Origin of the sequence: Streptomyces sp. NPDC096205, assembly GCF_044763135.1 — a bacterium.
Taxonomy (GTDB): domain Bacteria; phylum Actinomycetota; class Actinomycetes; order Streptomycetales; family Streptomycetaceae; genus Streptomyces.
Genome location: NZ_JBIWFS010000001.1, coordinates 435,999 through 447,303, shown reverse-complemented (window position 1 = coordinate 447,303; position 11,305 = coordinate 435,999). Strand labels below are relative to the sequence as shown.

Genomic DNA, 11,305 nt, shown 5'->3' with positions numbered 1-11,305 from the left:
CGCGGATGCCCACACCCCCTGACGTCCTCACCCGACCCCGCATCCTCGTGCTGCGCGCCCTCGGACTCGGTGACCTCCTCGCCGGGGTCCCCGCCCTGCGGGCCCTGCGGCGGGCGTTCCCCCGGCACGAGATCCTGCTCGCGCTGCCGCCCGCCCTGGAGGAGGCCGCGTCGGCGACCGGGGCGGTCGACGGGGTGTTGCCCGCCGAGGCGCCGAACCGGGAGGTTCCGTCGCTCACGCACTGGCCGTATCCGCCGCCGGATGTGGCCGTCGATCTCCACGGCAACGGCCCGGCCAGCCGGGACGCGCTCGCCGTGCTCCGGCCCCGGCGGCTGATCGCGTACGCCGGGTCCGACCCCCTGCCCGAGCTCCCCCCGAAGTGGCACCCCGAGGAGCACGAGCGCGCCCGCTGGTGCAGGCTCCTCGGTGCGCACGGCATCCCGGCCGACCCCGGGGACGTACGGCTGAGGCCGCCCGCGCGGCCCTCGCCGGCGCCCGGGGCCGTGGTGGTGCACCCCGGCGCGGAGGCCGCCGCGCGGCGCTGGCCGGCCGAGCGGTACGCCGCCGTGGTGCGAGACCTGCGGTCGGCCGGGCACCGGGTCGTGGTGACGGGCGGCCCGCGCGAGGACGCCCTGGTCAAGGAGGTCGCCACCCGGGCCGGGGTCCCCGCCCACGACGTCCTGGCCGGGGGGCTGCCCTTCGCGGACCTGTCGGCGCTGGTCGCCGAGGCCGCCCTCGTCGTCAGCGGCGACACCGGCCTCGCCCATCTCGCGGTGGCCCACGGGAGCCCGTCCGTCACCCTCTTCGGCCCGGTGTCCCCGCTGCTGTGGGGCCCGCCCAGATCACCCCGCCACACCGTCCTGTGGAAGCCCGGCCCGCCCGGCGACCCGCACGCGACCGTCCCCGACCCGCTGCTGCTGGACATCACCACGGACGACGTCCTCACCGCCGCCCTGACCCACCTCGACGCCCCCGAGGAGGAGGCAGAGCCCTGTGCCCGGTGAGCGCCGCCCGGACGGCCGGGTCACCGTGGCGGTGATCACCCGCGACCGCCCGGTCGCCCTGCTGCGCACCCTCGACGAGCTCGCCGCGCTGCCCGAGCGGCCCCCGGTGATCGTCGTGGACAACGGCACCGACTCCGTCCCCCCGCGCCACCCCGCCCGGCCCCGGGTCATCCGCCCCGGACGCAACACCGGCGCCCTCGGCCGCAATCTGGCCGCCCGGCACGCCACCACGCCCTACGTCGCCTTCTGCGACGACGACTCCTGGTGGACGCCGGGCGCGTTGCGGCACGCGGCCGACCTGCTCGACGCGCACCCGCGGCTCGGCCTGCTGGCCGCCCGCACCCTCGTCGGCCCGGAGGCCGCCGAGGACCCGATGAACGCCCTCCTGGCCGGCTCCCCGCTGCCCGCGGAGGCCGACCTGCCGGGCCGCCCGGTGCTGGGCTTCCTGGCCTGCGCGTGCGTGGTGCGCCGGGAGGCGTTCCTCGCGGCCGGCGGCTTCCACCCGCTGCTGTTCTTCGGCGGCGAGGAGACCCTGCTCGCCTACGACCTGACCGCCGCGGGCTGGGGAGTCGTCTACGAACCCTCCCTGACGTCCCGTCACCTCCCCGAGCGGTCCGGCCGTGAGGGCCGCAACCCGCTGATGCGGCGCAACGAGGTCCTCACCCTGTGGCTGCGCCGCCCGCTCCCGTCGGCCGCCCGGGCGAGCGCCCGCCTCGCGGCCGCCGCCGTCACCGGCGACGAGAGCGCCCGCCGCGCCCTGGGCGGCGTCCTCCTCCGGCTCCCGGCCGCACTCGCCCGACGCCGCCGCCTCCCGGACCGCGTCGAGCGCGCCGCCCGCCTGGCGGACACCGGCCGGCGCGAGAAGGACCACCGGCCGGCATGAGCCCGCCCTCCCCGGCCGTGGGGCGGTCGCGGCGATCACGATGCGGTTCGGCACGTCTTCTTCGGCAACTGGAACGCCGTACCGCCGCTTTGGAAGAGGGCGCCGCGGCCAGCCGGCCCGCTGCTGCGTCGGCCGGCCGGCCGTCAGCTCTCGTCGTCCTCCTCGTCGCGCTCGCCCTCGGCCTGGGACGGGGTCGGGGTGTCCGGCAGGGGCAGATCCTCCGTGTCCCGCAGGTCCACGTCCTCCGGCTCGCCCTCGGCCTGGGAGGGGGTGTGATCGCTCATGGGCTGCTCGGTCATGGTGCGCTCCTCCCGCACAGCTCGTCCGGCGGCTCGGCGCTCCGGCCGCCGCCCCTGCCGGGTACCCGCGCCCGCCCCGCCGATCCACCGGCCCGCTCATTCCGCCGACATATTCCCTCGCATGCCTGAGGCATATGCCAAAGTCGCCTGTCCGTCCGCTCTGTGCCACCGTGAAGAAGGAAGCGCCTGGGGTCTCGCCCAGGCAGCCGCCCCTGTCAGGGGCGCCCCGGTGTACGCCGCCCGTACGGCCCCGGGGTGACACGCCGCTTCACCGTCCACGCATATGCCGCTGTCGTCCCGTGCGCCCGCGCGGAGCGCCGACGGCTGCCGAGGGAGTGTCGGAATGGTCAGCGCAATCGAGGACTACGCCTTCGTCGGTGACCTGCAGTCGGGCGCGCTGGTGGGGCGCGACGGGTCGATCGACTGGCTGTGCCTGCCCCGGTTCGACTCGCCGGCCTGCTTCGCCGCGCTGCTGCACGACGACAGCGCCGGCCGCTGGCTGCTCGCCCCCGCGGGCGGCGGCCCCGCGACCCGGCGCCGCTACCGCGAGGACACCCTGATCCTGGAGACCGAGTGGCACACCGCGGAGGGCGGCGTACGCGTCGTGGACTGCATGCCGCTGCGCGGCGAGGCCGCCGACGTGGTGCGTCTGGTCGAGGGCCTCAGCGGGCGGGTCACCATGCGGATGGACCTGCGGCTGCGCCCCGACTACGGCCGGATCGTGCCGTGGGTGTACCGCGCGGGCGGCGGGCTGCGCGCGGTCGCCGGACCGGATGCGTTCTGGCTGCACACCCCGGTCACGGTGTACGGCGAGAACCTCACCACCCGGGCCGAGTTCACCGTCGAGGCGGGACAGCAGGTGCCTTTCGTGCTGACGTACAAGCCCTCCCACTTCGTCAGCCCCGCCCGGCCCGTGGAGGCGCTGTCCGCCATCGAGGACACCGAGCGGTTCTGGCGCGAGTGGACCGGCCGCTGCCGCTACCGCGGGATGTGGGACGACGCCGTACGCCGCTCCCTGATCACCCTCAAGGCTCTGACGTACCGGCCCACCGGCGGCATCCTCGCCGCGGCCACCACCTCCCTGCCCGAGCAGCCCGGCGGCACCCGCAACTGGGACTACCGCTACTGCTGGCTGCGCGACGCCACGTTCACCCTCCAGGCCCTCATCGGCACCGGCTATCTGGAGGAGGCCACCCAGTGGCGCGACTGGCTGCTGCGCGCGGTCGCAGGAAACCCTGCCGACCTGCAGATCATGTACGGCCTCGACGGCACCTGGCGGCTGCCCGAGTACGAGCTGGACTGGCTCGACGGTTACGAGAACGCCCGCCCGGTGCGCGTCGGCAACGCCGCCACCCGGCAGTTCCAGCTCGACGTGTGGGGCGAGGTCCTCGAATGCCTCTACGTCGGCCGCGAGGCCGGCATGACCGCCGGCGGCCCGGCCTGGAACATGGAACTCGCCCTGCTGGACTTCCTGGAGAGCAACTGGCAGGAGCCCGACCTCAGCCTGTGGGAGGTCCGCGGCGCGCCCCGCCACTTCGTGCACTCCAAGGTGATGGCGTGGGCCGGCGTCGACCGCGCGGTGCGCTCGGTGCTGCACCACGGCCGCTGGGGCCCGGTCGACCGCTGGGAGAAACTGCGCGACCGCATCCACGAAGAGGTCTGCTCCCAGGGCTACGACGCCGAACGCGGCACCTTCACCCAGTTCTACGGCTCCAAGGGCGTCGACGCCGCCCTGCTCCTGCTGCCCCGGGTCGGCTTCCTGCCCTGGCACGACCCCCGGGTCCGCGGCACCGTCGACACCGTACGCCGGGAGCTGAGCGAGGACGGCTTCCTGCGCCGCTACCGTCCCGAGGCCGACGGCGGCGTGGACGGCCTGCCCGGCGGCGAAGCCACGTTCCTGGTCTGCACGTTCTGGCTCGCCGACGCCCTGCACGGCACCGGCCGCCGTCAGGAGGCCCGGGAGCTGTACGAGCGGCTGCTGGACCTGCGCAACGACGTGGGGCTGCTCGCCGAGGAGTACGACCCGGCCACCGGCCGCCATCTCGGCAACACCCCGCAGGCGTTCAGCATGGTCGGCCTCGTCAACAGCGCGCTGTGGCTGAGCGGCACCGCGGACATCACCTCGAAAGGACGTCCATGAACGACCACGTCACCGAGGCGGACGTACTGATCGTCGGCAGCGGCCCGGTCGGCTGCGCCTTCGCCCGCAAGCTCGTCGACGCCGGCCGGAGCGTCCTGATGATCGACGCCGGGGCCCAGTTGTCCCGCCGCTACGGCGAACACCTCAAGAACAGCTACCTGTTCCAGAAGAACATCGACCTGTTCGTCTCGGTCATCAAGGGCCATCTGCTGCCGCTGTCCACCGCCACCAACCGCGAGCCGGTGCTCACCCTCGACCCGTCCGCGTTCTCCTACGACCCGGACAAATACGCCGGCTTCTCGCTGCGCAACCAGAACCCGGAACAGCGTAAGCACCTCAACCTCCCTGCTGCGGCGGCCACTTACGCGGTCGGCGGCATGGCCACCCACTGGACCTGCGCGGTGCCCCGCTTCCACCCCGAGGTGGAACGGCAGTACGGCGGACAGGCCTACCCCATCGACGACAAGGAGATGGACCGGCTCTACGACGAGGCCGAGTCCCTGCTCGCCCGCTCCACCTCCGTCTTCGCCGACTCCGCCCGGCACCTGCTGGTCAAGCGCGTGCTCCAGGACGCCGGGGAGGAGTTCGCCGACGTCACCGAACTGCCCCTCGCCGTCCGCGACCGCGCCGACTCCGCGCGCACCCAGGCCGTCACCTGGTCGGCCGCCGACACCGTCCTCGGCGACCTGGCCGACCCCGCCCACACCCCGCCGCGCGGCTCCTTCACCCTGCTGCCCGAGCACCAGTGCGTCCGCCTGGAGATCACCGGCTCCGGCAAGCACCAGAAGGTCCAGTACGCCGTCGTACGCGATCTGCGCGACGTGCGCGAGGAGATCCGGCTGCGCGCCGACACCTACGTCGTGGCGTGCGGGGCCGTCCCCACACCGCAGTTGTTGTTCAGCTCCGGTGTCACCCTGCCCGCGCTCGGCCGCTATCTCACCGAACAGCCCATGTCCTTCTGCCAGGTGGTGCTCCAGCAGCGGCACATGGACCACGTCGAGGAACTGCTGTGCACCTCCGCGGACGACGCCGCCTGCCAGGCCGCCGCCGACCGCGTCGCCCGCTACCGCGCCGCCCAGCTGAAAAGGCTGCACTCCGGCGACAAGTGCGCCGACCCGGTGCCCTTCCCGCCCGACGAGCGCGACCCCAACCTCGCCCTGCTGGTGAGCGAACACCGCCCCTGGCACTGCCAGATCCACCGCGACGCCTTCACCTACGGCGCCGTACCGCCGAACGTCGACCCGCGGCTCATCGTCGACCTGCGCTGGTTCGGCATCTCCCGGCCCCGCCCGGAGAACAAGGTCACCTTCTCCCGCAGCCTGCGCGACACCTTCGACATGCCGCAGCCCACCTTCCACTTCCGGCTCGACGAGGCCGAGCGCAAGGCGAGCGACCGCATGAACGAGCACATGCTGCACACCGCGGCCGCCCTCGGCGGGTTCATGCCCGGCTCCGAGCCCGTCTTCCTCACCCCCGGCCTGCCCCTGCACATCGCGGGCACCACCCGCATGGGCAGAAGCGCCCTGGACAGCGTCGTCGACGAGTACTCCAAGGTGTGGCACATCGACAACCTCTACCTCGGCGGCAACGGCCTGCACCCCTTCGGCAACGCCTCCAACCCCACCCTCACCAGCGTCGCCATGGCCCTGCACGCGGCCGACACCATCGTCAAGGGCCACCCCGGACACTGAGGACCCACCATGCCGGCACAGCACGCCCCGCGCCCGGACGGCATCCACCTGGGCATCACCCCGACCTGCTGGACCAACGACGACTTCCCGCTCCTCGGCAACGACATCCCCATGGAGCAGTGCCTCAGCGAGATCGCGCTCGCCGGCTTCGAGGGGTGCAGCATCGGCCACACCTTCACCACCGACGTCGACGCGCTGATCGCCGCGATGCATCTGCGCGGCCTCAGCGTCAGCGAGCCCTGGGTGAGTTCGTACTTCACCGTGCCCGACGGCGCGGCGCGCACCGCCCGCGACCTGCTGAAGGTGCTGGAGTTCCTCAAGCAGTTCAACGCCGGCGACCCCCCGGTGCCCACGCGCACCATCGGCGTCGCCGAGTTCGGCCGGTCCGTGCACCTGCAGCAGCTCAGTCTGCGCAGCAACAAGCCGGAGTTCACCGACGAGCAGTGGGCCGACCTCACCGACGGACTGAACAAGATCGGCGAGATCGTCGCCGGACAGGGCTTCACCCTGGCCTACCACCCCCACATGGGCACCGGCGTGCAGACCCAGAGCGACCTCGACCGGCTGATGCGCGACACCGACCCGCGCCATGTCGGTCTGCTCCTCGACACCGGCCATCTCACCTGGGCGGGCGCCGACCTGACGGAGGTCGTCGAGCGGCACCGCGACCGGATCACCCACGTCCACCTCAAGAACGTGCGCGGCGGCGTCCGCGCCGACCGCACTCTGGCCGACGGCAGTTTCCGCGAGTACGTCGAGGCCGGCATCTTCACCGTGCCCGGCGACAGCGACGGCGACATCGACTTCGACGACGTCCTCAAGCTCCTCCGCCCCGGCGAGTCCTACCGCGGCTGGCTGGTGGTGGAGGCGGAACAGGACCCGCACGGCGGACACCCGCCGCTCCACTACGCCCGGACCGCCCACACCTACCTGGCCCGGGCCCTCGGCTGACCCACACCCCCCACCGCACTCGGAAGGCACCCCCATGGGCGCAAGCACCCCGCTCGGCATACGCGTTCCCCGGTTCACCCGCGAGGTCCTGGAGGACGACCTCATCGAGGGCTACTGGCTGGAGGCCCCCGACATCGACGGCGACACCCGCCCCGACCTCGTCGGCCACGGCCTCTACCTCGGCGAGCTGTACTGGTACCAGAACCCCGGCTGGCGCAAGCGCCTGGTCGCCGACGGCTTCCACATGCCGATCGGCGCCCACTTCGGCGACATCTCCGGCAACGGCCACCCCGACATCGTCGTCTGCTACGAGCTGTACGGCGCACGCGGCCGCATCGACGACCCCGACCCCGAGGGCGGGAAGATCGACTGGATCGAGAACACCGGCAAGTTCGACACCGAGACCCGCTGGAAGCGCCACTACATCGGCCGCGAGACCGCCATGCACCGGCTGCGCCTCGGCCACTTCACCCAGACCCGCAGGCTGGAGCTGATGGCCCTGCCGACCGTGGGCGCCCACCACGTCCACGCGCTCGTGCCCGTCGTGCTGTTCAGCCCCAACAACGACGTACGCCAGCCCTGGGACAAGCGGATCCTCGACGACGCCCACTTCCGGATGATCCACGGCGTGGAGATCCAGCAGAACCCACTGCCCGGCAGCGAGCACCTCGACTCGATCCTGCTCGCCTCCGAGGAGGGCGTGAACTGGCTCCACTACGACGAGCGCGAACACCGCTTCACCACCACGCACATCGGCGACGGCGAGCACGAGCGGTTCGACGCGACCGGCTTCAAGGGCAGCGGCGACGTCGGCGCCGGACGCATCGGCGACGACCCGCACGCCTACGTCGTGGCCACCGAGCCCTTCCACGGCAACACCGTGGCCGCGTACATCAAGGAAGAGCCCGGCACCTTGGTCACCGAGGTGACCTGGCGGCGGATCGTCCTCGACGTGTTCGGCGACCCCAACGAGCTCGGCGAGGGCCCCAGCCACCAGATCGTCTGCGCCGACTTCGACAACGACGGCGACGACGAGTTCCTGGTCGCCCTGCGCGGCCCCCGCCCCTGGCAGGGCGTCTTCTACTACAAGTGCCTGGACGTCGCCGCCGGCGTCTTCGTCAAGTGGCGGGTGTCCTCCGACAGTGCCGCGCGGATCGCCATCGGCGACTTCAACGGCGACGGCCGGCTGGACTTCGCGACCATCGCGTACAAGGTCGACAAGTACTTCCTGGCCGAGGACGCCAAGCTCTGCCTGTTCCGCAATGCCATCGACGACGCCGAGGAAGCCGGACAGCCATGATGCGCAGCAGAGCGCGGTGGCCCTGGGCGGTCGGCGTGGTCGCGGTCATGGCGCTCGCCACGGTGGTGGCCGTCGTCATCGGCGCGAACGCCGAGACGGCCGCCGCGTCCATGAGCGTGCTGATCTCGGCCACCGTCGGCCTGTTCAGCTGGTCGTACCACCGCTCGCGGCCCGCCACGCCGGCCACCCGGACCGAGCTGGACCAGGCGGCGGAGGCACTCGCCGCCATGGTCCGCCGCCAGTGGACCGAAGAGGCCGCCGCACAGGGCCTGTTGGACCCGCACCCGCTGGCCGTGCGCTGGCGCAGCGGCCAGACCGAGGCCGGCGACCACGTCCGGATGGTCGGCCGCACCCTGTCCGGGCGCAGCGACGACATCCGCGCGTTCGCCGCCGCCTACCGCGCCCTGCCCCGCCGGCGCCTGGTCGTCCTCGGCGACCCCGGCGCCGGCAAGACGGCCCTCGCGATCCTCCTCGTCACGGAACTCCTGCGGTACCCGGAACCGGGGGAGCCCGTCCCCGTCCTGCTGGACCTCGCGCCGTGGAACCCGCGCAGGGAGCCCCTGCTGGACTGGATCGCCCGCCGCATCCACGAGGACTATCCGGCGCTGCGCAACGACGAGACCTACGGCCGGAGCGCGGCCCGCAAACTGGTCGCCGAGGGACGGGTCCTGCCCGTCCTCGACGGCCTCGACGAACTCCCCGCCGAGCTGCGGCCGAGGGCGCTGACCGCCCTCAACCACGCCATCGCCGTGCACGGCCCGCTGATCCTCACCTCGCGGCGCTCCGAGTACCACCGGCTGGTCGCGGACGCCGATGTGGTCACCGCCGCCGCCGTGGTCGTCGCGGCCCCCGTGGAGGCGGCGGACGTCGCCGACTATCTGCGCAGCGTCGTACCGCCCCGGCGCATCGCCGCCTGGCAGCCGGTCCTCGACGACCTCACCCGCCGTCCCGACGGCCCCGTCGCCCAGGCCCTGTCCGTGCCGCTGAACGTCTGGCTCGCCCGCACCGTCTACGCCTCACCGGCGAGCGACCCGACCGAACTCACCCACCACCCCGACGCGGAGAGCCTCCAGCACCATCTGCTGGACGCGCTGGTCCCGGCGGTCTTCTCCGCGGAGACGGTGCCCCTGGACCCCGCGGTCCCCGACGCACGCCGCACGGCCGCGGCCCGCTGGAGCCCGGACGACGCCCGCACGGCACTGTCCTTCCTCGCCTCGCACATCAAACGGCAGGGCACGGACGACATCGCGTGGTGGGAACTGCACCGCGCGCTGCCCCAGGATCCGGCGGGGCCGTTGTCGGCGCCGGTGGCGGGGGCGGTGATCGGGCTCGGGGCGGCGTGCATGGCGGGGGACCACTTCCACTGGGCGCTGTCGCCGCTCGCGCGATTCGGCTGCTTCGTGGTCATCACGCTGTGCACGGCCGTCGCGGCGACGGCGATGATCCGGCTCTCCTTCACCGGCCGCGACGGCGAGGCGTCGGGGGCGGGCGCTGTCCGGGACATGCTGCGGCGGGTCGGGACCGGATGTGCCGTCGTCCTCCCGGCGGCCGTCGTGATGGGGATGGTCCTCGAGTACTGGGCGGAGGCCGTCGAACGCGCGGACACGGACATCGAAGTGACCGTGCCGCCCTACACAGGCATCAAGGCGGGCCTCGCCTGGGCCGTCTTCATGGTGCTGCTGGCCCTCGGCGCGCTGTGTGCGGGGGCGGTGCGCCGACGGCTGCGACCGCGTTCGCGCGGGCCGGGTGAGCGTGGAGCTCAGGTGCGCCGCATCCTGCTGTTCGTCTGCCTGTTCTGGGTGGGCGCCGAGGCGGCCGGACTCCTCGTCTACATGCCCCTGCGGCAGGTGATCGGCCGACCCGTCACGGACGTCTCGTTCCTCACGCCGTCCGAGGACGTGGCCTTCATCAGCCGGCGCGCTACCTTCCGGGCCGGAGTCTTCCTGCTGATCACCGGAGTCATGGCGGGCCTGAACCTGTCCGGCGGCTCCTTGCGGCCGACGCGCCTGGACGTCCGCGCCCCTGCCCGCATCCTGGGGGCGCTGATCCCCGGCTGCGTCGGCAGGGGACTGCTGATCGGTGTCCCCCTGGGGGTCGTCCTGTGCTTCGTGTCGACATGGGAGGCGTGGGTGCCCCTGTGGACGAGAACCGTGGCGTGCGGCGCGTTCGGCGCGTTCTTCGGCATTCTGTTCGGTCTGGCGCTGGCCGTACTGCGCTGGGCCCGCGTGCCGGCCGACCTCGAACAGGAGACGCCGCAGTCCACCTTGCGCGGGGAGCGCACGGCCGCCGCCGCGCTGATGGGGGTCGCCCTGGTGCCGCCCCTGCTCAAGTGGTTCATCACGCTGGAGGGGCAGTTGCCGAGCAGTGACGTCCCGGGCGTCGCTGTTGTCGCGCACGGGCTGGAGACCTTTGAAGCGAATGTGGCGATCGGGCTCGCCGCGGGGCTGCTGGCCGTCTCCGGCACCGCGTACTTCGCGTACCGGGAAACCGGCCTGCGGCTCGCCGCGGCCAGACGACTGCCGCGTCATCCCCTGTCGTTCATGGAGGATGCCCGATCGCTCAGCGTCCTGAGGCGGGTCGGACCCGTCTACCAGTTCTGCCACGCGGAGTTCCAGGACCGCATCGTCACCGATCCCGCCGCGGTCGGCGGCGTGGCCCGCACCGGTGCCGTGCGGGCCTGACCGCTCATGCCTCGTCGTTCATCCACAGGAGGCCCTGCGCACGGCGTCTTTCGACTTCCGCCGGGGCCATGAACCGTATCTCCATGGCGTCGTCGCTGGTGACTTCGAGCATGGTCCCCGGTGGGAGCATGGAGCAGCCGCCCTTGCCGCTGCACCCACTGATGCAGGTCCTTTTCAGATGCCAGTCGGAGTTCTCGGGCGCCCACGCGAGAACCTCCCGCAGGGTCCACACACCATCGTCCCGGTGAGGCAGGTGCACAGGCACGTCACACATGGTGATCGTGAAGCTGTTGTCAGCGGCGATGTCCGTCATGTCGGTCACCCTTTCGTCCGGTCTATTCCGCTGGAATATGCGG

9 protein-coding genes are annotated in these 11,305 nt (G+C 72.7%); 7 read left to right on the top strand and 2 right to left on the bottom strand.

Annotated elements, in window-relative coordinates; translation table 11 throughout:
• Window positions 1-5 precede the first annotated feature (5 nt).
• Both ACIQ6Y_RS02040 and ACIQ6Y_RS02035 read left to right on the top strand, forming a co-directional pair.
• Window positions 6-1,004 (top strand): glycosyltransferase family 9 protein, encoded by a 999-nt coding sequence (locus tag ACIQ6Y_RS02040; protein ID WP_404031523.1) that lies wholly within the window; start codon window positions 6-8, stop codon window positions 1,002-1,004.
• Entirely contained in the window at window positions 994-1,887 is an 894-nt protein-coding gene (locus ACIQ6Y_RS02035; RefSeq protein ID WP_404031520.1) for a glycosyltransferase family 2 protein, read from the top strand. Before ACIQ6Y_RS02040 ends, ACIQ6Y_RS02035 begins: the two co-directional genes overlap by 11 nt.
• 143 nt (window positions 1,888-2,030) lie before the next feature.
• On the opposite strand, the gene ACIQ6Y_RS02030 is transcribed toward ACIQ6Y_RS02035, so the two are convergent.
• Window positions 2,031-2,186, bottom strand: a complete 156-nt coding sequence (locus ACIQ6Y_RS02030) for a hypothetical protein (protein ID WP_404031517.1) — start codon at window positions 2,184-2,186, stop codon at window positions 2,031-2,033.
• Between the two features lie 343 nt (window positions 2,187-2,529).
• Between ACIQ6Y_RS02030 and ACIQ6Y_RS02025 the strand changes: the two genes are divergently transcribed.
• From ACIQ6Y_RS02025 to ACIQ6Y_RS02005, 5 genes are read left to right on the top strand one after another with little or no spacing between them, the layout of a single operon-like run.
• The gene (locus ACIQ6Y_RS02025; protein WP_404031515.1) at window positions 2,530-4,326 is read left to right on the top strand and encodes a glycoside hydrolase family 15 protein; all 1,797 of its coding nucleotides are present in this window, start codon (window positions 2,530-2,532) and stop codon (window positions 4,324-4,326) included.
• On the top strand, window positions 4,323-6,017 hold the full coding sequence (locus ACIQ6Y_RS02020) for a pyranose oxidase (protein WP_404031512.1): 1,695 nt from the start codon (window positions 4,323-4,325) through the stop codon (window positions 6,015-6,017). The genes ACIQ6Y_RS02025 and ACIQ6Y_RS02020 overlap by 4 nt, the downstream gene beginning before the upstream one ends.
• Before the next feature lie 9 nt (window positions 6,018-6,026).
• Window positions 6,027-6,968, top strand: a complete 942-nt coding sequence (iolE, locus tag ACIQ6Y_RS02015) for a myo-inosose-2 dehydratase (protein ID WP_404031509.1) — start codon at window positions 6,027-6,029, stop codon at window positions 6,966-6,968.
• Between the two features lie 34 nt (window positions 6,969-7,002).
• Entirely contained in the window at window positions 7,003-8,268 is a 1,266-nt protein-coding gene (locus tag ACIQ6Y_RS02010; RefSeq protein WP_404031506.1) for an FG-GAP repeat domain-containing protein, read from the top strand.
• Complete coding sequence (locus ACIQ6Y_RS02005; protein ID WP_404031503.1) at window positions 8,265-10,949, top strand: NACHT domain-containing protein; 2,685 nt, start codon at window positions 8,265-8,267, stop codon at window positions 10,947-10,949. Before ACIQ6Y_RS02010 ends, ACIQ6Y_RS02005 begins: the two co-directional genes overlap by 4 nt.
• A gap of 4 nt (window positions 10,950-10,953) precedes the next feature.
• On the opposite strand, the gene ACIQ6Y_RS02000 is transcribed toward ACIQ6Y_RS02005, so the two are convergent.
• Window positions 10,954-11,262 carry a hypothetical protein gene (locus ACIQ6Y_RS02000; RefSeq protein WP_404031500.1) on the bottom strand — a complete coding sequence of 103 codons (309 nt, stop codon included), beginning with the start codon at window positions 11,260-11,262 and terminating at the stop codon, window positions 10,954-10,956.
• Window positions 11,263-11,305 lie beyond the last annotated feature (43 nt).

What these genes read in the sequence shown, in the direction of transcription:
- ACIQ6Y_RS02005 (WP_404031503.1), top strand. Translation starts at nt 8,265, where the DNA reads ATGATGCGCAGCAGAGCGCGGTGGCCCTGGGCGGTCGGCGTGGTCGCG.
- ACIQ6Y_RS02025 (WP_404031515.1), top strand. Translation starts at nt 2,530, where the DNA reads ATGGTCAGCGCAATCGAGGACTACGCCTTCGTCGGTGACCTGCAGTCG.
- iolE (WP_404031509.1), top strand. Translation starts at nt 6,027, where the DNA reads ATGCCGGCACAGCACGCCCCGCGCCCGGACGGCATCCACCTGGGCATC.
- ACIQ6Y_RS02020 (WP_404031512.1), top strand. Translation starts at nt 4,323, where the DNA reads ATGAACGACCACGTCACCGAGGCGGACGTACTGATCGTCGGCAGCGGC.
- ACIQ6Y_RS02010 (WP_404031506.1), top strand. Translation starts at nt 7,003, where the DNA reads ATGGGCGCAAGCACCCCGCTCGGCATACGCGTTCCCCGGTTCACCCGC.
- ACIQ6Y_RS02040 (WP_404031523.1), top strand. Translation starts at nt 6, where the DNA reads ATGCCCACACCCCCTGACGTCCTCACCCGACCCCGCATCCTCGTGCTG.
- ACIQ6Y_RS02030 (WP_404031517.1), bottom strand. Translation starts at nt 2,186, where the DNA reads ATGACCGAGCAGCCCATGAGCGATCACACCCCCTCCCAGGCCGAGGGC.
- ACIQ6Y_RS02000 (WP_404031500.1), bottom strand. Translation starts at nt 11,262, where the DNA reads ATGACGGACATCGCCGCTGACAACAGCTTCACGATCACCATGTGTGAC.